A 21439-nucleotide genomic window follows, 5' to 3' on the forward strand; every position below is an offset into this window, starting at 1 on the left:
CCTCACGGCAGATCGACGGGGCCGTAGAGGGCGGTCGGCTGCCCGGTCCGCAGGGCCCAGTAGCGGTCGCCGAAGCTCCAGTGCCACCACTCGGTCGGGTAGTTGATCAGTCTCCTGGTGGGGAGTCGCGCCGCTGGGGCTCGGCACGGAGGGTGGCCAGGGTTCGCCGGCCACGTTCGACGAGTTCCGGGTCACCGTGGGCCACGCCGTAGGCGATCCCGGACACGGAGTCGAGGACCGTGTCGACGATCAGCCGTTCCCGCTCCGGCGCGGTCAGGGTCCGGCCGTAACCGGTGAGAAAGGCCTCGCGCAGGTCGGGGCGGCCGGCCCAGGCGTCGGACAGGCGGGCCAGGTCCCGTACGGCCGGACCGGGTTCGCTGCGCTCGAAATCGATCACGTGCAGGGTGTCGGCGGCTTCGTCCCAGAGCAGGTTGCGCGGCTGGAAATCGCCGTGCGTGCACACCGTGTCGACGGCGGGCAGGTCAGCGGCCCGTTCGACGGTGGAGCGGACGAACTCCTCGTCGCCCGGCGCCAGGTGGGCGCGTGCCCCGGCGAGGTGCCGGTCCAGCTTCCCGGTGGGGACGGCGCGGCCGGCGGGGTGCGGCGGGGCGTGCCGATGGATGGCGGCGGCGAGCTGCCCGACGCGGCGGAAGATCCGCCGCTGCCGCTCGGGCGGATGGCCCGCCGCGTGCAGGGGCCGGCCGCGCACCGCCGTGAGGACCACGGCGCGCAGCACCGGGTCGGCGGCGACCAGCCGGGGCGCGGCGTCGCCGAGGCCGACGGCCCAGCCGCGCAGAGCGGTCACCTCGCGCTGGTGGAAGCGGTCGTTCTGGTGGACCTTGACATACCAGGTGCCGCCTGTGGTGCCGCGCGCCTGCCATACGCGGCTGTTCTCCCGGTGCCAGGAGGCGTCCGCCCACGCGGCGATCCGGCCGACCGCACGCTCGGCGAAGTCCCGTACGGGGGCCGGGGGAAGGCTGTCGCCCGGGGTGCCGCCGGGGCCGGGGACCGGGCGCAGCCGGTCGGAGTCCGGGGCGTAGGCGATCGGGTCGCCGGGTTCCTGGAAGTGGACGGCCATCCGCGCGCCGGCCCGGTAGGCGTCGAGTCCGGCCCGGCAGTAGGCGACCATCGGCCCGGGCAGGGAGCCGAGGGGGAACCAGCCCATGCCGTCGCAGACCTCCGGCTCCCGCACGCGCGGGGTGCCCTGCCAGCGCCGGACCTCGAAGAAGAAGCCGACGCGGGCCCTGCCTCCGGGGGCGCGGTGGTGCACGGTGACGGCAGAGCGCACGTCGGCCGGGTCGATGGTCACACCGGTTTCCTCACGGGCCTCACGGACGAGGGCGGTGACGACGTCCTCGTGCGGACCGTCGAGGTGCCCGGACGGCAGGTGCCAGCAGCCTGCCGCGTACACGTCGCCCGCCCGGCGCGAGAGCAGCACCTCGGGTCCCGCCGCGCCGTCGCGGAGGGCGATCAGGTGGACGTCCAGCGGCTCGGTGTGCCGCTCGTCGGCGCTCACACGGCACCCGCGGGGCGGCGGGCGAGCAGGACTTCGAACACCGCGTCCTCGCGCAGCACGCCACCGTGCGCGTGGGCGTGGAGCAGGCTCAGGGCCTCGGTCTCGAACTCCTGGTGGCGGCCGGAGAAGAGGGCGGGGCGGGCGAAGCCGGTGGTGCGCAGGTACCCCATGACGTCCTCGGGCGTCCGGTTCCGGACGACGGGGAAGGCGTGCCGGGTGACCTCGCTGAACGCGGAGGCGGCGAGTTCGTCCCGGAAGGAGCGGCCCGGCTCGGTGTACGTGCCGTGGGCGCCCGCCCGCCGGGCGGTGCCGAGACGGGACCGGATCAGGTCGCGCAGCGCGGCCGTCCAGTCGGCGTCGCAGGTCCACAGGCTGCCGTCCCCCTGTGGGCCGCGCCGGTGAAGCCGGTGACCGTGCACGTGCCGCGGACCGGCGCGAGCGCCCCGAGGGCGTGCTCCAGCATCCGCCGGTTCACGTCCACCAGGTGGATGAGGGTCAGGCGCCGCAGCACGGGCAGCAGCGCGAGGGGTACCTGCCCGGTGCCCGTGCCCAGGTCGAGCAGGACGGGGGGCGCGACGCCGTGCTGGGCGGCGGCCAGGAGGCGGACGGCCGCGTCCGGCAGCCCGGGCCGGTGGCGGGCGTAGGACGCGCTCTCCTTCCCGAACAGTGCCTCGTCGGAGACGGCGGCGGGAGACGGCGGCTGGTGCGGGCGGGTCACCCGGAGCCTCCGTCGGTACCGGTGGGACGGGGGAGCCGCCGGGCCGGATGGCCGCGCGGGCCGGTCGGCCGCCGACCGGAGCCGTCGCCGGGGGTCAGGAGTGCGTGGAGTGTCTCCTCGGCTTCGTCGAGGCGCTCACGCAGCACCGTGGCGGCCTGGTGGCGGGCTCGCCCGTACGCCTCGAGCGACGGTGTGACCGCGCCCGGGCGGTCCAGCGGCTCGGACAGCGGGTAGACCGAGCAGGCCAGATTCCCCGCGGCGACGCGTGGCACGGCGAGCAGATCGTCGAGGGGGAGTGCGGGGTTGGCCGCCCGGTAGGCGGAGAGTGCGGTGGCCAGGCCCGTGATCCATTCGTTGGGACGGGCCAGCACGGTGCGCGGGTCCAGGAGGATCCGGCCGAGTTCCCACGCGGCGCTCCGGTGGCCGGGCGGCCGGAAGTCGATGACCGCCGCGACCTCCTGCTGGCGCATCAGCAGGTTGGGGGAGGCCAGGTCGCCGTGCACCACCTGGGCGGTCAGCTCGTGCGGCAGCGGCTCCAACAGGGCCGCCACCTCGGGCAGGGCGTCGAGTCGGCGGGCCGCCGTCCGCCGGGCCCACCGGGTGAACTCGCTCTCCGCCGGTGCGGGCGCCCAGCGGCGGAGGAGCCGTCGCAGCCGGCGCTCCGCCCGCGCGACGTCGCACACCTGGCGGGCCGGGACGGGGCGGGGTGGTCCGGCGGGATGGCGTGCGAGGGCGTGGTGCAGGCGGCCCATGGTCTCCCCGACCGCGGTCCACCGGTCGCCGAAGAGCCCTCCCTCGGCCGTCTCGGCGTCCTCGACCCAGGCCGACACGGAAAGGGACAGGCCCTCGGCCGTCGCGACGAGACCGGCATCGTCGGCCGTCCGCAAGACCGCCGGCACGGGGACGTCCGCGTGCCGGGCGTACTCGGCCAGGGCCAGGGCCTGTTCCTCCGCGGCGAGATCGGTACCGTCCGGATACACCTTCACGAACCAGCGCCGACCCTCGGAATCCTCGACCAGGTGGTTGCGCGTGGCGGTTCCGGCCGGCCCTTCGCCGACAGCCGTGGCAGTGATCCGGTAACGCAGCGCGAGCGCCCCGGCCACGCCCTGGCAGAGGACGCCTTCGGCGGCCATGAGCCGCTGGTGGGTGCCGTCCTCGACGACGCGTCCCTGGCCGAGGAGGCGGAACGGCCCGCGCTCGGCGGCCGAGACCGCGCTCTCGGCCGCCGCTGCCCCCGGCCCGCGTTCGGCCGGGTCCTCGGATGCTCCGGACGATGCCAACGTGCCTCCTCCAGGAGTGAACGGGCGGTGCGTCCGGTTCAACGACGGAGCCTCGGATGTCGAACACATGTCTTTCGGACGGATCGCGCACCGCGGACCGGAGCGGGTCGGCGCAGGTGTGGGGTGCACGGACCCTTGCGGCACGGGAGTCCTGGGCGAACCGCGGGTGGCCGAAACGCCGATGCCCGAAGCGCCGATGCCCGAAGCGCCGATGCCCGAACCGTCGAGGCCCGAAGGGCGTCGAGGCAGAGCGTCCGTGACCCGCCGCCGTGCCGGTGGTCGGCAGGCCCGGCAGGCGGCGCGGCAACGGGGGCGGCGGAGCGGTCGCCGGGGCGGGGGTGGCGGGAGAGCCGTTCGCCCGTCCCGCCACCCCCGTCGGTCGTCACCGGCCCGAACCGGCGGGTCAGACCGTGCCGACGCCGTTCGTGTACGACTTCATGAAGTGGAGCGCGAACCCGTTGGTGACGGGGTCGCCCGCCTTGTTGACGGTGTGCAGGATGCCGCCGCCGCCCGGGCCGTTGAGGCAGGCCGTCACCAGCGAGGTGAGGACGACCCCCGGGGTGTCGGGGACCTCGTAGGCGCGGTCGGTGTAGATGTCCGCGTTGAGGTTGAAGTAGGCGTAGCTGCCCAGGCCCCAGGCCTTGTGGTCCCTGACGTGGTCGCCGACCTTGTAGGCGGCGTAGCCGTTGGTGGAGCCGTGCCTCCACGCCGACTGGGTCGGGACGTCGTACGGGTGCTCGTTCTGGAAGAAGTAGGTGCGCCCCTGCTCGCCGTTCCAGATGACCTCGTGGTCCTGCCAGTGCTCGACGAAGAGGCCGTAGGCGGTGACCCGGTCGCCGTTGACGATGAAGCCGACGCCGGCCGGGTTGACCGACCAGCCGATCGTGCCGTCGAGGCCGTGGTCGCCGCGCCAGGCCCAGATGTGGTCGGCGATCACGTCGTTGCTGTCGATCTGGATGCCGATCTTCGTGCCGCCGGCCACGGCGCCACCGATGCGCGGGAAGACGTCGAAGAGCGCGGTGGGCCGGTGCGCGTGGTTCCTCCGGCTGCGGCCGTCACCGACCCGCATCAGCACGGGGGAGTGGGCGGAGGCCGCTTCGAGCATCACGCCGGCCACGGTGACGTCGTCGACGTCGGCGACCTCGACGAGCGAGTTGCGGTCGACGGCCTGGAGCGTGGCCAGCCCGAGGCCGAGGACGACGGTGCCCGGCCGGGTGACCCGCAGCGGCTCGGACAGCGGATAGATGCCGGGAGTGATCAGCAGGTGCTTCCCGGCGGCGAGTGCCGCGTTCATCCGCGCGGCGGAGTCGCCGGGCCGTGCGACGTGGAACTTGGCCAGGGGGACGCGGTGACCGGCCGCAGGCCCGTTCTCCCAGGTGGTGCCGCTGCCGTTGCGCCGCAGCGCGGGCACGAAGACGTGGTAGGCGCCCTTGCGGTCGACGGTCAGGAACGGCTTCTCCCGGATCACCGGGGTGCGGTCGATCGTCGTGATGGGCGGGGACGGGAAGGAGGTGGCCGGCGCGCCCTCGACGCCGAGGAAGACCATGTTCCAGTTGGCGCCCTCCCAGCTGCCGATGGTGTCGTTGCGGGACAGCCACTGCTGCTGCGAGCCCGCGTTGATCCGGCCGTCCACGACGCTGTCGGCAAGGAACCCGCCGCTGGACCACCCGTTGCCGGGCGGGCTGGGCATCAGGATCATGTCGCCCTTGACGTGGCACCGGCGCATCGGCGCCGCCTGGGAGACCGCCCAGCGGTCCAGGCCGTCCGGCGGCACGATGGTCACGTTCTCGCAGGCCCGCCAGAAGTTCTGGGTGGCGTTGCCGTCGAACCACTGGGCGTCGGCGGTCACATGACCGTTGATCACGACGTCCTCGGGGCTGTCGCCGAGCCCGAGCACGTGGGTGTAGAAGCCGAGGTTGATCTCGACGTCGTAGGTGCCGGGCTTGAACGCCAGGGCGAACCGCTCGGTGCCGAACTGGTTGGCCTCCTGGACCGCGAAGACGGCGTCGATCCGCTCCTGGATGGCCGCGTCGCCCATCGAGGGGTCGAAGACGAGGACGTTCCGCCCGAGAACGGCCGCTCCGTGGCCGGCGGTGCCCCGGTCCCCGGCGCCGACGCCGGAGTCGGAGGAGCCGGAGACGGCGGTGGCGGGAGAGGACGAGGACGCGAAGGCGGATCCCGCGGCGGTGCCGCCCAACGGCACCGCCGCGGCGGCGGCCGCCGCACCGCGGAGCATGGCACGACGAGAGGAAATCTTGGACACGGCTCTCCCTGCATGTGGTGGGGCAAGACGGAATGTGGCTGGTCCTCAACCACGTTGAGAGCGCTCTCAGCCAGGGAGTGAATCACTGGCGGTGCCGAGCGTCAATGAGGTGGTACAGACCAAAGTGGCCAAGATCCCGGGGAGTTGGAGGAGAGCCTTTCGCCGAAGAGGTGTCCGCGGGGCGGGAACGCGGGCGATCAGGCGGCGGGTGCCGCGCCGACCGGCGGTTCGAGGCGGCCGCTGGCCGTGGGCGGGTTGACCGCGGGGCCGACGAGCGCGCCGAGCAGGGACAGCACCCTGTCGAGTTCCTCGGTGGTGGACGGCCGGAAGCCTCCGTGGACCTCCCGCAGCACGAGGTGGGAGTGGTAGCGGCTGTGCGGGGCTTCCTTGGACGGCTGGAAGGACCGCAGGCCGATCATGCCCTCGTACCGCCCGCCGGTCCCCACGATCGGGAACCGCTGCCAGGCACCGCCGAGGATCGCCGTCCCGTCGACCCAGCCCGCGGTCTGCGCCGTCCCGTCGGGGAAGGTGATCTCCTCGCGGTAGTACATCATCAGGTGGGCGTCGGCGGAACGTTCGTACAGGATGCGGCCGGTGCCCTTCAGACTGCCGACGCGCTCCCCGTCCGCGGTCACGAACGTGCTGTCGTACGTGTCCCAGTCACCGGGGCCGTGGACCGGGGGGTTGGCGAAGCGGTAGTCCAGGTCGACGTGCTCGGTGAGGTCCTCCCACAGGACGAGGTCCGGCCCGTCGGCGGGCGGTTCGGCCGACGCCGCGCTCTGGGCGAGGTCGACGAACGAGGCCGCGAGTGCCGCGATGGCGGGGGAGTGGCCGGGCAGGGCGAACGTGGTGTTCATGGAGCTCCCGTTCGAAGGATGCCGCGCGGGCGCGGCGGGGGAAAGGGCGGGACGAACGTCGGGTCCGTCGGGTCCGTGGCCGTCGGTGACCGACCGGCCGTCGGTGACCAACCTAGGCAAGCCGCCTAAAGCCGGGCTAATTCGTGGGCGTTCCCACGAGCACCTGCCGGGGCGTGGTGACGACCGTGCCGACCGCTGTGAGCAGCAGGCCGCCGTAGGCCGTCCAGCGGCCGCCGAAGCCGGTGAGCCGCCCGCCGTCCACCTGCGGGCCCGGCACGCGCAGCGTCACCTCGAAGGAGCCGTCGGGCCGGATGTCGGCCTCGGCGTCCGAGAAGTCCAGCAGCCGGCGGCCGAGGGGGAACCACGCCTTGTACGCGCTCTCCTTGGCGCTGAACAGCAGCCGCCCCCAGTGGGCCCGGCCGGGGGCCGCCCGCTCCAGCAGCCGCAGCCGGCGGCGTTCGTCGGGCAGCGTGATGGCCTCCAGGGTGTCGTCGGGCAGCGGAAGGTCGGGCTCGGCGTCGATGCCGAGGACCGTCACGTCGCAGGCGCGGGCCACGGCGGCGGCGCGGTAACCGGCACAGTGCGTGATGCTGCCGATCACCCCCTCGGGCCAGCAGGGCTCCCCGGCGCGACCGGTCGGCACCGCCACCGGAGGCAGACCGGCGCGCGCCAGGGCCCGGCGGGCGCACAGCCTCCCGGTGGTGAACTCGCGGTGGCGTCCGGCCACCGCGCCCGCGACGACGCGCGCCTCCTCGGCCGGCAGCCGGCCGTCCGCGTCGTCGTCGAACGCCTCCGCGGCGACGGCGCCGGGCGGCAGCAGTCCCTCGATCACCGGACCCCCACGGGCAGCACGCGACGCAGCGGGTCGGCGGGCAGCCCGTGCCGCCGCCATTCGCGCGGGTAACCGATCGAGACCTCGGTGAACAGCACTCCGTCCTCCTCCTGGACCCGGGGAATGTGCAGGTGCCCGTAGACCACGGCGGCCGCGCGGTACCGGCGGTGCCAGTCCGCGGTCCGCTCGGTGCCGCACCACAGGGCGAACTCCGGATGGCGCAGCGGCAGAAGCGGCCCTTCCGTCAGGGGGAAGTGGCTGACCAGCACGGTCGGCAGCAGGGGATCGCGCTGCGCGAGGCGGCGCTCGGTGTACGCGAGCCGCTCGCGACACCAGGCGTCCCGTGTCGGGTACGGGTCCGGGTGCAGGAAAAACTCGTCGTTGCAGACGATGCCGGCCTCCCGGGCGGACGCCAGCGCCTCCTCCCTGGTGGCCGCACCCGCCGCGCGTCCGCGCCGGAACGAGTAGTCGTACAGCAGGAACAGCGGTGCCACGGTGAGCGGGCCGCCTGTCCCTTCCCACACCGGGAAAGGGTCCTCGGGCGTGACCACGCCGAGGGTGCGGCACACCTCGACCAGCCGCCGGTAGCGGCGCTCGCCCCGCAGCTGCACCGGGTCCTTGGGGTGGGTCCACAGTTCGTGGTTGCCGGGCGTCCAGATCACCCGGGAGAACGTGCCGGCGAGCTGCCTCAGCGTTCGTTCGACATCCGCGAACAGCTCGCCGACGTCTCCCGCGACGATGAGCCAGTCGTCGTCGGAACGGGGGCGGAGCCGGTCCAGTACACGGCGGTTCTCGGCGTGCGCCACGTGCAGGTCGCTCACCGCGAGCAGCTCGCCCCGGCGTGCGCTCACGGCGTGGCCGCCGGGCGGTCGACCGCTGACGCGGGGCCTTCGGCGACGTCCGCGGTGCTTCCGGCCGCGTCCGCGGGGCCGTCCCCGGCCCGCGCGGCGGGTGCCACCAGGGCGGTGGCAGGACCCACCGCGTGCGCGGTGCGTGCCACCGGCGCGGCGGTCTCGCCCGCGTGCGCGGTAGGCCCTGCCGTTGTCCCGGCCGCCGCGAGGGCTTCCGCGGGGGGCGGAGAGCTGCGGGGCAGCGCGGCGAGCAGCTCCCTGGTGTACGGGTGCGCGGGCCGCCGGAACACGTCCCCGACGGCTCCGCTCTCGACGACCTCACCGTCGCGCATCACCAGCACGCGGTCGCTGATGTGGTGCACCACGCCCAGGTCGTGCGAGATGAACAGCAGCGCCACCCCCAGGCGTCGCCGCAGGTCCGCGAAGAGGTCCAGGATCTGCGCCTGCACGGACACGTCGAGCGCGGAGACCGGCTCGTCGCACACGATCACGTCGGGTCCGGGCGCGAGGGCGCGGGCGACGGCGACGCGCTGACGCTGGCCGCCGGACATCTGACGGGGCCGCCGGTCCAGCATCTCCTCCTCGAGCCCGACCAGCGTGAGCAGCTCGACGAGTCGCGCGCGCCGTTCGCGTGCCGATCCGCGGCCGGGCGCGCCGCCCGACGGCGGCAGGGCCTCGCCGATGATCCGTTCGACGGTGTAGCGGGGGTCGAACGAGCCGAGCGGGTCCTGCTGGACGAGCTGGATGCGGCGCCGCAGGGGCCGGCGTTCCCGTTCCGGGCGCTGTGACCACGGCTGGCCGAGCAGCCGCACGCTGCCGGTGTCCGGCGCCAGCAGCCCCAGGGCGAGCTGGGCGCTGGTGGTCTTGCCGGAACCGGACTCGCCGACGATGCCGAGGGTCTCGCCCGCGTGCAGGGTGAACGACACGTCGCGGACGGCCGGTCGCGCACGCCCGTCCGGGCCCGTGAACGACTTGCCGACGCCGCTCACCTCGAGCACCGGCCGCTCGGCGGCACCGGCGCCGGCCTCGTCGGCGGCCGCCGCGAGGTCGCGGCCGCCGGACGCGGAGGTGTGACCGGTGTGCCGCGCGGCGGCCTCCAGCAGCCGGCGGGTGTACGGGTGGGAGGGGGCGTGCAGCAGCCGGGCGGCCGGTCCCTCCTCGACGATCTCGCCGTGCCGCATCACCGCGATCCGGTCGGCGAGCCGGGCGACCACCGACAGGTCGTGACTGATCAGCAGTACACCCGTGCCGGCCTCCTTCCGGGCCGCCAGCAGGTCCAGGATGCGGGCCTGGACCGTGACGTCGAGGGCCGTCGTGGGCTCGTCGGCGATCAGCAGCGGCGGGGCGGCGGCCAGCGCGGTCGCGATCAGCGCCCGCTGGCGCAGTCCGCCGGACAGCTGGTGCGGGTACTGGCGGGCGCGCAGCCCGGGTTCGGGTACGCGGGCCTCCTCCAGCAGGGACAGGGAGCGTTCGGCGAGGCGGGAGCGCGGGACGACCCGGTGGTTGCGCAGCGCCTCGGCGACTTCGGCGCCCACGGTGCGCAGCGGGTCGAGCGAGGTCAGGGCGTCCTGCAGCACCAGGCCGATCCGGCGGCCACGTACGTCGCGCCACCCGCGGCCGCGGACCTCCGTCAGGTCCAGGTCCGGGTCGTGCAGGCTCATCCGCCCGGCCCGGACACGTGCTCCCGGACCGGCGAGCCCCAGCAGCGCACGCGCGGTGACGCTCTTGCCGGAGCCGGACTCGCCGACCACGGCCAGGCACTCACCGGCGTCCACGGTGAGGCTCACGCCGCGCACCGCGTCCGTCGTGCCGTGCCGGGTGGGGAAGGCCACCCGCAGGTCCTCGACCGTGAGCAGCCGTCGCCTCGCGGTCGCGTCAGTGTTCGCCATGGGTGGTCCTTCCCTCGAAACGGCGCCTGAGCCTTGTGCCGACGACGTTGATCGCGACGACGGTGGCGGTGACCGCGAGGCCGGGGAACACGCCCAGGCCCCAGGACAGGTCGACGTAGTCGCGCCCTTCGGAGAGCATCGCGCCCCACTCGGGGGCCGGTGCCTGCGGACCGAGGCCCAGGAAGCTGAGCGACGACCCGGCGATGATCGCCGAACCGGTGTGCACGGTCGCGAAGACCAGTACCGGCGGCAGTGAGTTGGGCACGACGTGCCGGAGGAACACCGAGAACCGGGGAAGTCCGAGCACCACCGCCGCCTGCACATAGCCCGACTCGCGTACCACCAGGGCCTGACCGCGGACCAGCCGGGCGAATCCGGGAGCCGACGCGGCGCCGATCGCGATCATCGCGTTGGTGGTGCCGGGGCCGAGCACGGCCACCACGAGCAGGGCGAGCAGCAGCCCGGGGAAGGCCATCAGCACGTCGGTGACCCGCATGACCACCTCGTCGAGGACCCGCCCGCCGGCCACGGCGAGCAGTCCCAGCAGCGTGCCGGCGACGACCGCGACGACGACCGAGCCCAGTCCGAGGGTGATCGTGAGCCGGGCACCGTGCACCACGCGGCTGAACACGTCCCGCCCGAGTTGGTCGGTGCCGAAGGGGTGGGCGCCGTCGGGGCCCTGGAGCGCGTGGACCGGGTCCACCTGGTCCGGCGCACGCAGGGCGAGCAGCTCGGGCCACACGGCGGCGACGGCCACGACGGCCAGCACCAGCGACGCGATCACGGTGCCGGCCCCGGGCAGCCGCGGAACGGCCCGCCGGGCCGCCGGGCGGGTACCGCCACGGGAAGGGGCACGCCGGTCCGGGCTCACCGCGCCGGTCCGCTCCCGCGCACCCGTCGCCGCGTCCTGCACGGCGGTCTCGCTCTTCGCAGCGGTCATCGCAGGCCCTTCTCCGCGTGAGCCGATGGGGACGGGGAGGCGGTCGGTCATGTGCCCACCTCCCGCAGCCGGGGGTCGATGATCCGGTAGAGCGCGTCGACGGCCACCGTGATCAGCGCGAACGCGGCGGCGGACACGACCACGACTCCGGTGACGACGGGCAGGTCGCGGCTGGTGATGGCGGTGGCCAGGACCCGGCCGAGGCCGGGGCGGCTGAACACCGTCTCGATGACCACGGCGCCGCTGAGCAGCGCGCCGAGCGTCCACCCGGACAGCGTGACGAGCGGAATCAGTCCGTGCCGCAGGGCGTGGCGCAGCCGCAGACCGAGAAGCCCGGTCCCGCGCGCCTTGGCGCTCAGCGCGAACGGCTCCTCGAGGGACCGCTCCATCGCCTCCCGCAGCACCTGGGAGAGGGTGCCCACCATGCTGAGCGCCAGGGTGACGGCGGGCAGCACGAGCCCGGACAGCCCGGTGCCCCCGGCGGCCGGGAAGAGCCGCAGCCGGAACGAGAAGACGGTCAGCAGCAGCACCCCGATCCAGAAGGCGGGCGCCGAGATGGTGAGCAGGTCGAAGAACCCGGCGATCCGGCGCGGCAGCCTCCGGCCGCCCGCCGTGAGGACGGCCAGCACGAGGGCGCCCGCGAGGGCGAGGGTGAAGGCGGCCAGGGCGAGCGTGACCGTCGACCACAGCTGACCGGTGACCAGCGACCGGACCGGCTCCTGCAGTTGGTACGACGTACCGAGGTCGCCCGTGACCAGCCGGCCGAGGAACAGCCCGTACCGCACCAGCAGGGGACGGTCGAAGCCGAGGTCGTGGCGTATCCGCTCGGTGGCCTCGGCGGTCTGCGGCGTCGTGCCGAGCAGGGTGCGCACGGGGTCGCCCGGTGTCAGCTCCATGGCGAGGAACGCGGCGGTGGCCGAGCCGAACACGACCAGCACCGCGAGCAGCAGGCGGCGCGCCAGCCAGCGGACGGGGGAGGCGGTCGTCATCGTGGGTCCCCCAGTCGCACATCGTAGAAGAGCGGATAGGCGTTGGGTTCGAAGCGCAGCCCGTGGACCCGGTCCGAGGTGCCGACCAGCGAGACAGGCACGTAGGTGGGCAGGGCCAGGGCGCGGTCGACCAGACGCTGCTGTGCCCGGGCGTACGCCGCCGCCCTGGCCTGCGGGTCGGACGCCGCGGCGCCGTCGGCCAGGGCACGGTCCAGCACCGGGTCGTCGAGGTGGAAGACGTTCCCGCCGCCGTTCGCGATGGTCATCCGCGAGCCGAACCAGTAGCGCAGGATGTCGGGCTCGGCCCGGACGAAGCTCGCGCTGAACATCTCCAGGCCACGCCCGGAGTCGGTCTTCTGGATGAACGCCCCGGCGTCCACGCTCGTCCAGCGCAGGTCGATCCCCACTTGTTTGGCCTGTGCCTGCATGCCTTGGGCGAGGGCGCTCATCTTGCCGTGCACCTCCTGGATGTAGGGCCACCTGAGCGCCAGCGGACGGCCGTCCTTCACGCGGATGCCGCGACTGTCCCGGCCGGTCCAGCCGGCCGCGTCGAGCAGCCGGGCGGCCTCGTCCGGGTCGTAGGGCGCCCTGCCCTCCACCGACGCGGAGTAGTACGGGGTGGTGGGCGTGAGCGCGCCCCACGCGCGGGAGTAGCGGCCGAAGTACAGGGTGTCGACGAGCTGGTCGAGGTCGACGCTGCGCAGCAGGGCCTTGCGTACCCGCTCGTCGGCGAGCGGGCCGGAACGGGTGTTCAAAAAGACGGTGTTGGGCACGCCCGGCGACTCGGCGCGCAGGTGCCGCAGCTGGCCCGACGCCTTCAGCGCACCGATCTTCGCGGGCGGCACGTTGCCGATGGCGTCGACCTGGCCGGTCGCGAGCGCGCCGAACCGGGCCGTGCCCTCGGTGATGAACTGGACGACCAGGCCGTCGAGATGGGCGGGGCCGGAGTGCCGCGCGCCGGGCGGCGCCCAGCGGTAGTCCGGATTCCGCTCCATCTCCAGACTGCGGTTGCGGGCCCAGCCGGTCAGCCGGAACGGTCCGCTGCCCACCGGCTCGGTGCACAGGTTCCCGGTGTTCTCCCGCAGCGACGTGGGCGACTGGATGCCCAGGTACGCGGTGCTCAGCGCCTGGAGGAACGCGGAGTCCGGGCGGCTGAGCCGCACCACGACCGTCGAGGCGTCCACCACCCGGGAGGACCGGTAGGAGCTGATCAGGGACGCCGCGTACTGGGACTTGGTGCGCGGGTCCACGGCGTGGTCGAGGGTGGCCTTGACGGCGTGCGCGGTGAACGGCGTGCCGTCGTGGAAGGTGACGCCGTCGCGGACGCGGAAGGTGTAGGTACGGCCGTCGGCGGAGACGCTCCACCGCTCGGCGAGCCAGGGGCGGAAGTGCCCGTCCGGGGCCATCTCGACGAGCGAGTCGAAGAGGTTGCGGTCGACGAGCGCGGTCACGTCCAGGGGGCTGACCTGGGGGTCGAGGCAGTCGGGCTGCTGGTCGATGCCGTAGGTCAGGACGTTGCCGCGGGAGCGCGGCGTGTCGAGGGCGCCGGCGCAGCCGGACGTCGTGGCGGTGAGGAGGAGGGCGAGCAGCGCCATGGGGAGGCGGTGCGGGCGCCGGGCGGGGCGGGGAGGCGTCCCGCCGCCCCGGTGTCGACGGAGGATCACAGGCCCACCATCGCCATGCTCGTGGGCACGTACCGTTCGCCGGCGGCCGCGCCCGCGGGGACGGCCCTCTCGACGGCGGCCAGTTCCTCGGGGGAGAGGGCGAGTGCGGTCGCGGCCGCGTTCTCCGTCAGGTGGGCGCGGTGCCTGGTGCCGGGGATCGGCACCACGTCCGGGCCGCGGTGGTGCAGCCACGCGAGGGCGAGCTGCGCCGGGGTGAGTCCGGACACCCTGGCCAGGTCGGCCAGCGCGTCGACGAGGACGAGGTTGCGCGTGAGGTTGCCGTCGGCGAACCGGGGCTGGGCGATCCGCCGGAAGTCCCGCGCGTCGAACTGGGCCAGCGAGCGCAGCTGCCCGGTCATCAGCCCCCGGGCGAGCGGCGCGTACGCGAGGACGCCGATGCCCTCGGCCCGGCAGAGCGGAAGGACCTTCTCCTCCACCTCGCGCGAGAACAGCGACCATTCCATCTCGACGGCGGTGAGCGGGTGCACGGCGTGGGCGCGCCGGATCGTGCCGGCGGCGGCCTCGGACAGGCCGATGTGACGGACCTTGCCTTCCGCGACCAGGTCCGCCAGCGCGCCGACGGAGTCCTCGACGGGAACGGCCGGATCGACCCGCGCCAGCAGGTACAGGTCGATGCGGTCGGTGCCGAGCCGCCGCAGGGACGCCTCGCAGGCGGCCCGCAGGTACGGGGCGTCGCCCCGCACGCCGCGGCCGACCCGTCCGTCGGGGCGCACGACCCCGCCCTTGGTGACGATCACGGCCTGGTCCCGGCGTGCCCCGGACAGGGCGCGTCCGAGCAGTTCCTCGTTCGCGCCCAGGCCGTAGACGTCGGCCGTGTCCAGCACGGTGACGCCCAGCTCCAGGGCCCGGTGCACGGTCGCGATCGCCTCCGCCTCGTCGGTGGGGCCGTAGAACTCGCTCATGCCGAGACAGCCGAGGCCCTGGGCGCCGACGGTGAGCGCACCGAGTGTCTTGCGGGGGATCGGAATCACACTGGGCCTCCAGAGGGGGACGGGCGGGCCGGGGCGGCGCGACCGGTCGTGTCGGGATCGGGCCGGTCGTCTCGCGGCGGACCGGCCGGGGCGGGCGGGCCGCTCGTCCTCGCGGCGGACCGGCCCGGGGTGGAGCCGGGCCGGGGCGCGGCCTGACCGGCTGGGGCTACGGGGTCTCGGCGGCTTCCTCGAGCCGCACGGCGCCCGAGGGGCACAGGTCGGCGGCCTGCCGCAGGGACGCCAGGCGATGGCGCGGCGGGGCGGGGTCGAGGACGGTGACGAGTCCGTCGTCGTCCTGGTCGAACACGTCGGGTGCGCTGTAGGCGCACTGACCGGCGCCCAGACAGCGCTCGCGGTCGGCGGTGACGCGCGGCATCGGTCGTTCCCTCACCAGGTGACGGGAAGGTGGTCGGCGCTCTGGATGGTCCCGGTGTCGGTGCCGCGTACGGGCAGCTCGGCGGCGGGCACGGTGAGCCGGAGCGTGGGGATACGGGTGAACAGGGACCGGAAGGCCAGCTCCAGTTCGAGGCGGGCGAGGTTCTGGCCCAGGCACTGGTGGATGCCGTATCCGAAGGTGAGGTGGCTGCGGCCGGCGCGTTTCGGGTCGAAAACGTCGGGGTCGGCGTGCACGTCGGGGTCGCGGTTGGCGAGCGTGCCGGAGACGAGCACGCCGTCGCCGGCGCGGATGGTGTGTCCGGCGATCGCGATGTCCTCGACCGCCACGCGCGAGCCGGCGAGGTCGGTGACCGCGAGCAGGCGCAGCAGCTCCTCGACGACCCCGGGGAGCACGTCCGGGTCGGCGCGCAGCTCGGCCAGCCGCTCGGGGTGTTCCAGGAGGGCGATGGTGCCCAGGGCGATCATCGAGGCGGTCGTCTCGTGGCCGGCGACCAGCAGCACCAGGGCGATCTGGACGAGCTCGTCATGGGGGAGCCGACCCTCCTCGACCTCCTGGGAGGCCAGCCGGCCGAGGACGCCGTCGCCCGGCTCGGTGCGCAGCCGGGTGACCAGACGGTCCAGGTACGCGGCGAGTTCACCGCCCGCCTGCTGCGACGGGCCCGCCTCGGTGGCCCGCATGAGCCGGCTGGTGGCGTCCTGGAAGAACGACTGGTCCTCGACCGGCACGCCGAGCAGGCGGGAGACGACCAGTGAGGTGACGGGTACCGCGAAGTCGGCGACGAGGTCGCTCGGCGGGCCCTTCTCCAGCATCCGGTCGATGAAGCGGTCGACGATCTCCTGCACCTGGGGGCGCATCGCCCGCACGTGCTTCAGGCTGAACTCGGGGTTGAGCAGCCGCCGGTGCACGTCGTGGACCGGCGGGTCCTGCGCGATGAGCGGCAGCTTGCGGGCCACGGAGGCGCGGAACCGCGGGGCCAGCACCGGGAATCCGGGCCGTGTCCGGTCGGACGACAGCCGGGGGTCGGAGAGCAGGGCGCGTGCCTCCGCGTAACCGGTGACCAGCCAGACGTCCCGGCCGTCGTACAGGGCCACCTTCGCCAGGGGGCCCTGCCCGCGCAGCGCGTCGTAGCCGGGCGGGGGCTGGTGCGGGCAGGTTCGTGGCTGCGGGAAGGCGAGGAGCGAGGGTGAGCCGGGTGGGGCGGTGGGCATGGTCAGCATCCTCAGCGGTCGACGAGGGCGGACAGCGCGATGCACTGTGTCCGCCGATGACGCTAAGTGACCTGCCGCGGCGCCGACAAACAGCTCTCAGAGCCGCTTTGCAGCGGCTTTAGACCGGCTTCAACGCGGGGCGGGCGGCGCGGGCGGCGCGCCTCCCGGGCGCGCCCCGCGGGCGGCCTTCGGTGACTGGCCGGTGCTGTGCGGGAGGGCGAACTCCTCAGTGACGGGGGGACGCGGCGGAGCGGGAGCGGGGCCTGCGGCCGGCGCCCGCGCTCCTGCCGGAGGCCTCGTCCTGCTTCTCCTGCTCCTCCTGGTCCTCCGCGTCGCGCGGGGAGAAGGCCTTCAGGAAGGTCTCCACGCCCGACGTCACCGCTTCGTGCAGGGCCTCGTCGTCGATGGGGCGGGTGCCGAGGGCCGACAGCATGGGCATGCCGTCGGCGATGAGTGCGAGGAACTGGCCCGCGGCGCGGTCCGGCTCTGCGATGCTGAGCCGGCCGGAGTTGGCCAGCCGGGCGAGCCGGCCGGCGAGGGCGTCGGACACCTTGGCGGGGCCGGTCGCCCTCCAGTCGTCGAAGACGGCGGGGAACCGCACGGTCTCGGCGTACAGGAGACGCTGGAGCGCCCAGGAGTTCTCGTCGCGGAAACACTCCACCAGGCGCGTGGCGACGCCTTCGAGCTCGGTGCGCAGGTCGTCGGGCTGGGGGGTGGGGAAGCCCTCCAGCGCGGCCAGGGTCTTGGCGCTGGAGCGCTGCGTGGCCTCCAGCACGGCCTCGCGGAAGAGGTTCTCCTTGCCGCCGAAGTGGTTGTAGATCGTCGGCTTCGCGACGCCCGCCTCCGCGGCGATGGCGTCGAGGCCGGCCTGGACGTACCCCTCCCGCGCGAAGACGCGGATGGCCGCGTCGAGGATCGCGCGGCGCTTGTCGATCCGGCCGCGGCCGGTCGGGCGGTCGGGTGCGCTGTTCGTGTCGCCTGGCGTCATGGCCCCATGCTACCGTCCGACCCATCGAGTTGAACTGACGAGTTCAATCCTTTGGACACCCGCGTCAAGCGGGGGTGTCAAGCAGGAAACGGAGTTGCTCTTCCATGGCCGACTTCTCGCGCGTCCACCTGTCCGTCCTCGACACCGTTCCCGTCTGGCGCGGGTCGTCCGCGGCCGACTCGCTGCGCAACGCCCTCGACCTCGCCCGGCACGCCGAACGCCTCGGCTACCTGCGGTACTGGGTCGCCGAGCACCACAACACCCCGAGTCTCGCCACGTCCGCGCCCGCCGTCCTGGCGGGACAGATCGCGGCGGTCACGAGCACCATCCGGGTCGGCTCGGGTGCCGTGCTGCTGCCCAATCACGCCCCGCTGGTGGTGGCCGAGCAGTTCGGCGTCCTCGAGTCGCTGTACCCGGGGCGCGTCGACATCGGCATCGGGCGCGCCTCGGGCGCCGACGCGAGCGCCGCGGAGCGGTTGCGCGGGTACGGCGCCGCGGCCGGCGACGACTTCTCCTCGCGACTCGCCGAGCTGGAGGGCTACTTCGGCCCCGGGCGGGAGAAGGCCGCGGTGCGTGCCGTGCCGACGCCCGAGGGCCGGCCCCCGTTCTGGCTGGTCGGTTCCAGTCCGCAGAGCGCCGCGTTCGCCGGCGCCCGCGGACTGCCGTACGTGTACGCGCACCAGATCAGGCCCGGCGCGGGAGCCGCGTCCCTGGAGGCGTACCGCGCGGCGTTCCGCCCGTCCGTGCAGCTGGACCGCCCCTACGCCGCGATAGCGGCCACCGTCGTGGCGGCCGAGGACGACGAACGCGCCGAGTACCTCGGCCGCGCCTTCGTGCTGGGGCAGATCGTGATGCGGACCTCCGACTGGTTCACGCTGCTGCCCACCGCCGAGGAGGCCGCCCGGCACCGGTACGGGCCCGCCGAAGAGACGTTCGTCCGTGAGCGGCTCGATCCGCAGCTGGTCGGCGGGCCGGACACCGTGCGCCGGCGGCTGGCCGCGCTCGTCGAGGAGACCGGCGCGGACGAGGTCATGGCCCTGTCGATGATCAGCGGCCACTCCGAACGGGTGCGCTCCTACGAGCTGCTCAAGGGCGCGCTCGAGGATCTGCGGTCCGGTGGGACTGGTGGCTCCGAGGGCGCGCATGCTACGGTCCATTCCATTGAATTGAACTAGTCGGTTCAACTAATCTGCTGGACGAGTTCATCGAACGAGGAGGGTGTCATGAGTGAAACCCAGGAGGCCCGGCTCGATCCGGCGCTCCTGCGGCTGCTCTGGGTCCTGGTGCTGGGTGCGGTCCTGGCGCTGCTCGACGCGACGGTCGTCAACGTCGGCATCGACTCCCTGGGCAAGGAGTTCGACTCGCCGCTGTCGACCGTCCAGTGGGTCGCCACCGGCTACCTGCTGGCGGTGGCCGTGATGGTCCCGGTCGCCGGATGGGCGATCGACCGCTTCGGCGGGCGCGCCGTCTGGCTGAGCGGCCTCGGCCTGTTCCTCGTCGGCTCCCTGCTCACGGGCTTCTCGTGGAACACCGAGTCGCTCATCGCCTTCCGGGTCCTCACCGGCTTCGGCGGCGGTGTGCTCGAACCGACCATGCTGACGCTGCTGGCGCGCGCCGCCGGACCCGCCCGGACCGGGCGCGTGATGGGCCTGATGTCGCTGCCGCTGATGCTCGGCCCGGTCATCGGCCCCGTCATCGGAGGCGTCGTCCTCGAGTGGCTGAACTGGCAGTGGCTGTTCTTCTTCAAGGTGCCGATCGGCGTCCTCGCCGTCCTGCTCGCGCTGAAGGTGGTGCCCGGCGCGGAGAAGGGCCAGAGCCAGGGCCAGCCCCTCGACGTGCTCGGCGTGCTGCTGCTGTGCCCCGGCTTCGCCGCCCTGATGTTCGCGTTCTCGCAGGCCGCCGGCGGCGCCGGATTCGGCCGGACCAGGGTCGTCGTCGGCCTCGTCGTCGGCGCGGCGCTGATCGTCGGGTACGTCGTCCACGCCCTCCGTACCAGGATCGCCCCGCTCATCGACATGCGGCTCTTCTCCAGCTCGGGCTTCTCCGCGAGCGTCGCGGCGATGTTCCTCGTCGGCGGCATGCTCTACTCGCTGCTGTTCCTCGTCCCGCTCTACTACCAGCAGGTCCGGGGCAACGGCGTGCTGGCCGCCGGCCTCCTCCTCGCCCCGCAGGGCATCGGAGCGCTCGTCGGCATGCCGCTGGCCGGACGGCTCAGCGACAGGCTCGGCGCGAGGCTCCTCGTCCCCGGCGGCGCGGCCCTCGTGGGCCTGGGCACCATCGGATACACGCAGGCCGGCGCCGACAGCAACCTCGTCCTGCTCGCCGTGTGCTCCGTGATCTCCGGCTTCGGCCTCGGCATGGTCGGCGCGCCGGCCCTCGCCTCCGTCTACCGCACCGTGCCGCCCAGCTCCGCGGCCGGCGCCTCCAGCGCCCTGATGATCCTCAACCAGATCGGCGGCTCCATGACGGTCGCCCTGGTCGCCTGGGCCCTCGCGAGCCAGACCCTGGCGAGCGACCTCGTCACCGGCTTCCACCACGCGTTCTGGTGGGTCGTCGGCGCGGCGGGCGTCGTACTCCTGGCCGGGCTGCTGCTGCCGGGCAGGCCCCAGCCGCAGCCCGCGGCGCAGACGACGCGCCCCGACGCGAACGAGCCGGTCACCGGTCACGCCTGAACCGAACGGGAAGCCCCGGCCGGCCGACCCGGTCCGCCGGCCGGGGCCTCCCACCCCGTGACACCGCCATCGGTCCGCCCTCCCCCGCCGGACCGGTGGCGGTCTTCCTCTGCCCGGGTACCTCGGCCGTGAGCCCGCCGGCACCGGCACGGGTGCCCCCGGACGCACGGACCGGCACCGGGGCGCACACCTGCCCCGCCGCCGGGCGAACACCCCCGCCGGGCGCACGCCCCGCCGTGGCGAACACCTCCGCCGTGGCCGACGTGCCCGCCGGGGCGCGGCCGGACGCGCGGTTAGGAGCGGATTAGAGCCGCTTTAGGCGGTCCCTCGAGGATGACCACATGGATCCCTCGGACCCCTTGGACACTCGCATCCTCTCGGTCGGGACCGCGCTTCCCGGGCCCGCCGTCGACAATGCCGCGCTGGCGAGGCGGTTCGGCATGGACCCGCTGTGGGAGCAGTGGGTCGACGCCTTCATCGGCACCCGCACACGCCACCTCGCCGTCGACATCGACACCGGGAGGATCCGGTGCTCCCTGGCGGACCTGGCCGAGCAGGCCGGCCGTTCGGCGCTGGAGTCGGCGGGCGTCGCGCCCGCCGACATCGACCTCGTCGTCATGGGCACCTCCACCCCCGACCAGCTCATGCCGGCCACCGTCAACGTCGTGGCCGACCGCCTCGGCATCGACCAAGTCCCCAGTTTCCAGCTCCAGTCCGGCTGCTCCGGAGCCGTCCAGGCACTCGACGTGGCCCGTCAGATGCTCCTCACCGGCCGACACCGCACCGCCCTCGTCCTCGGCGGCGACGTCGTCGCCCGCTTCTACGACCTGCGAGCGCGCCTCGCCTCCCTGCCGCCTTCCCAGCTCGTCAACTACGTGCTGTTCGGCGACGGCGCCGGAGCGGCGGTGCTGACCACCGCCCCCGCCCCCGACGCCGTCCGGCTGCGCGCCGTCCACACCAGGCTCGTCGGCCTCGGACGCGAACCGGGCGCCGTCCTCGAATGGTTCGGCCCCGTCGACCGCCACTCCGAGCGCGCGCCCGCCGCCGAGGACTACAAGGCCATCGAGCAGCACGTGCCCGTCCTGGCCGCGGAGGTCGTCGACACGCTGCTCGACGAACTCGGCTGGGAGCGGGAGCAGGTGGACCACCTGCTGCCCCCGCAGCTGTCCGGCCGCATGACCCAGCGCATCGTGCGCCATCTGAACCTGCCCGGTGCCGCCGAGGTCAGCTGCGTCGACGAGACCGGCAACAACGGCAACGGCCTCAGCTTCTTCCAGCTCGAACGTGCCCTGGCGAAGCTCGGCCCCGGCGGGCGCGCCATCGGCATCGCCATCGAGTCCAGCAAGTGGATCAAGTCCGGCTTCGCGCTGGAAAGGGACTGAC

General features: G+C 74.0%; 19 protein-coding genes and 1 pseudogene. 3 read left to right on the forward strand and 17 right to left on the reverse strand.

The window, feature by feature from the left end; translation table 11 throughout:
* Positions 1-2 precede the first annotated feature (2 nt).
* The 17 genes and pseudogenes from GBN72_RS36180 to GBN72_RS16965 form a co-directional block, all read right to left on the reverse strand.
* Positions 3-110: pseudogene (locus GBN72_RS36180) on the reverse strand (M15 family metallopeptidase); the annotation flags it as partial.
* Positions 107-1516 (reverse strand): phosphotransferase, encoded by a 1410-nt coding sequence (locus tag GBN72_RS16895; RefSeq protein WP_151772607.1) that lies wholly within the window; start codon positions 1514-1516, stop codon positions 107-109. The gene GBN72_RS16895 and the pseudogene GBN72_RS36180, both read right to left, overlap by 4 nt.
* Positions 1513-1935 (reverse strand): hypothetical protein, encoded by a 423-nt coding sequence (locus GBN72_RS35345; RefSeq protein WP_246212561.1) that lies wholly within the window; start codon positions 1933-1935, stop codon positions 1513-1515. The genes GBN72_RS16895 and GBN72_RS35345 overlap by 4 nt, the downstream gene beginning before the upstream one ends.
* Positions 1842-2234, reverse strand: coding sequence for a class I SAM-dependent methyltransferase (locus tag GBN72_RS35350; protein WP_246212563.1), 393 nt, complete (start codon positions 2232-2234; stop codon positions 1842-1844). Before GBN72_RS35350 ends, GBN72_RS35345 begins: the two co-directional genes overlap by 94 nt.
* Positions 2231-3514, reverse strand: a complete 1284-nt coding sequence (locus GBN72_RS16905) for a phosphotransferase enzyme family protein (RefSeq protein ID WP_246212565.1) — start codon at positions 3512-3514, stop codon at positions 2231-2233. The genes GBN72_RS35350 and GBN72_RS16905 overlap by 4 nt, the downstream gene beginning before the upstream one ends.
* A 403-nt stretch (positions 3515-3917) precedes the next feature.
* Positions 3918-5750, reverse strand: a complete 1833-nt coding sequence (locus GBN72_RS16910; protein WP_151772697.1) for a pectate lyase-like domain-containing protein — start codon at positions 5748-5750, stop codon at positions 3918-3920.
* A 224-nt stretch (positions 5751-5974) separates the two neighbouring features.
* Complete coding sequence (locus tag GBN72_RS16915) at positions 5975-6634, reverse strand: allene oxide cyclase barrel-like domain-containing protein (RefSeq protein ID WP_151772608.1); 660 nt, start codon at positions 6632-6634, stop codon at positions 5975-5977.
* A gap of 136 nt (positions 6635-6770) precedes the next feature.
* The gene (locus GBN72_RS16920) at positions 6771-7466 is read right to left on the reverse strand and encodes a 4'-phosphopantetheinyl transferase family protein (protein ID WP_151772609.1); all 696 of its coding nucleotides are present in this window, start codon (positions 7464-7466) and stop codon (positions 6771-6773) included.
* A complete protein-coding gene (locus GBN72_RS16925) occupies positions 7463-8317 on the reverse strand; it encodes a metallophosphoesterase family protein (RefSeq protein ID WP_151772610.1) in 855 nt (284 codons plus the stop codon). The genes GBN72_RS16920 and GBN72_RS16925 overlap by 4 nt, the downstream gene beginning before the upstream one ends.
* Positions 8314-10206 (reverse strand): dipeptide ABC transporter ATP-binding protein, encoded by a 1893-nt coding sequence (locus tag GBN72_RS16930; protein ID WP_151772611.1) that lies wholly within the window; start codon positions 10204-10206, stop codon positions 8314-8316. The genes GBN72_RS16925 and GBN72_RS16930 overlap by 4 nt, the downstream gene beginning before the upstream one ends.
* The gene (locus GBN72_RS16935; protein WP_151772612.1) at positions 10193-11146 is read right to left on the reverse strand and encodes an ABC transporter permease; all 954 of its coding nucleotides are present in this window, start codon (positions 11144-11146) and stop codon (positions 10193-10195) included. Before GBN72_RS16935 ends, GBN72_RS16930 begins: the two co-directional genes overlap by 14 nt.
* Positions 11147-11193: 47 nt before the next feature.
* Positions 11194-12135 (reverse strand): ABC transporter permease, encoded by a 942-nt coding sequence (locus tag GBN72_RS16940; protein WP_151772613.1) that lies wholly within the window; start codon positions 12133-12135, stop codon positions 11194-11196.
* Complete coding sequence (locus tag GBN72_RS16945) at positions 12132-13730, reverse strand: ABC transporter substrate-binding protein (protein ID WP_151772614.1); 1599 nt, start codon at positions 13728-13730, stop codon at positions 12132-12134. The genes GBN72_RS16940 and GBN72_RS16945 overlap by 4 nt, the downstream gene beginning before the upstream one ends.
* Before the next feature lie 65 nt (positions 13731-13795).
* Positions 13796-14791, reverse strand: a complete 996-nt coding sequence (locus tag GBN72_RS16950) for an aldo/keto reductase (RefSeq protein WP_218042060.1) — start codon at positions 14789-14791, stop codon at positions 13796-13798.
* A 166-nt stretch (positions 14792-14957) separates the two neighbouring features.
* Complete coding sequence (locus GBN72_RS16955; RefSeq protein ID WP_151772615.1) at positions 14958-15167, reverse strand: ferredoxin; 210 nt, start codon at positions 15165-15167, stop codon at positions 14958-14960.
* An 11-nt stretch (positions 15168-15178) separates the two neighbouring features.
* Positions 15179-16396, reverse strand: a complete 1218-nt coding sequence (locus tag GBN72_RS16960; protein WP_151772616.1) for a cytochrome P450 — start codon at positions 16394-16396, stop codon at positions 15179-15181.
* A gap of 226 nt (positions 16397-16622) precedes the next feature.
* Entirely contained in the window at positions 16623-17384 is a 762-nt protein-coding gene (locus tag GBN72_RS16965) for a TetR/AcrR family transcriptional regulator (protein WP_151772617.1), read from the reverse strand.
* Between the two features lie 104 nt (positions 17385-17488).
* Between GBN72_RS16965 and GBN72_RS16970 the strand changes: the two genes are divergently transcribed.
* The 3 genes from GBN72_RS16970 to GBN72_RS16980 all read left to right on the forward strand — a co-directional run bounded on the left by GBN72_RS16970 (position 17489) and on the right by GBN72_RS16980 (position 21438).
* Positions 17489-18559 (forward strand): LLM class flavin-dependent oxidoreductase, encoded by a 1071-nt coding sequence (locus GBN72_RS16970; RefSeq protein WP_151772618.1) that lies wholly within the window; start codon positions 17489-17491, stop codon positions 18557-18559.
* Between the two features lie 48 nt (positions 18560-18607).
* Positions 18608-20056 (forward strand): DHA2 family efflux MFS transporter permease subunit, encoded by a 1449-nt coding sequence (locus tag GBN72_RS16975; protein ID WP_151772619.1) that lies wholly within the window; start codon positions 18608-18610, stop codon positions 20054-20056.
* Positions 20057-20397: 341 nt separating this feature from the next.
* Positions 20398-21438 (forward strand): 3-oxoacyl-ACP synthase III family protein, encoded by a 1041-nt coding sequence (locus tag GBN72_RS16980; protein ID WP_151772620.1) that lies wholly within the window; start codon positions 20398-20400, stop codon positions 21436-21438.
* Position 21439: the final 1 nt, after the last annotated feature.

The sequence above is a fragment of the Streptomyces abyssomicinicus genome, from assembly GCF_008974245.1.
In the GTDB taxonomy this organism is placed as follows: domain Bacteria; phylum Actinomycetota; class Actinomycetes; order Streptomycetales; family Streptomycetaceae; genus Streptomyces; species Streptomyces abyssomicinicus.

Coding starts and splice junctions, on each gene's coding strand:
- GBN72_RS16945 (WP_151772614.1), bottom strand. CDS start 13,730: ATGGCGCTGCTCGCCCTCCTCCTCACCGCCACGACGTCCGGCTGCGCC.
- GBN72_RS16955 (WP_151772615.1), bottom strand. CDS start 15,167: ATGCCGCGCGTCACCGCCGACCGCGAGCGCTGTCTGGGCGCCGGTCAG.
- GBN72_RS16940 (WP_151772613.1), bottom strand. CDS start 12,135: ATGACGACCGCCTCCCCCGTCCGCTGGCTGGCGCGCCGCCTGCTGCTC.
- GBN72_RS16975 (WP_151772619.1), top strand. CDS start 18,608: ATGAGTGAAACCCAGGAGGCCCGGCTCGATCCGGCGCTCCTGCGGCTG.
- GBN72_RS16930 (WP_151772611.1), bottom strand. CDS start 10,206: ATGGCGAACACTGACGCGACCGCGAGGCGACGGCTGCTCACGGTCGAG.
- GBN72_RS16910 (WP_151772697.1), bottom strand. CDS start 5,750: ATGCTCCGCGGTGCGGCGGCCGCCGCCGCGGCGGTGCCGTTGGGCGGC.
- GBN72_RS16960 (WP_151772616.1), bottom strand. CDS start 16,396: ATGCCCACCGCCCCACCCGGCTCACCCTCGCTCCTCGCCTTCCCGCAG.
- GBN72_RS16935 (WP_151772612.1), bottom strand. CDS start 11,146: ATGACCGCTGCGAAGAGCGAGACCGCCGTGCAGGACGCGGCGACGGGT.
- GBN72_RS16915 (WP_151772608.1), bottom strand. CDS start 6,634: ATGAACACCACGTTCGCCCTGCCCGGCCACTCCCCCGCCATCGCGGCA.
- GBN72_RS16980 (WP_151772620.1), top strand. CDS start 20,398: ATGGATCCCTCGGACCCCTTGGACACTCGCATCCTCTCGGTCGGGACC.
- GBN72_RS16965 (WP_151772617.1), bottom strand. CDS start 17,384: ATGACGCCAGGCGACACGAACAGCGCACCCGACCGCCCGACCGGCCGC.
- GBN72_RS16970 (WP_151772618.1), top strand. CDS start 17,489: ATGGCCGACTTCTCGCGCGTCCACCTGTCCGTCCTCGACACCGTTCCC.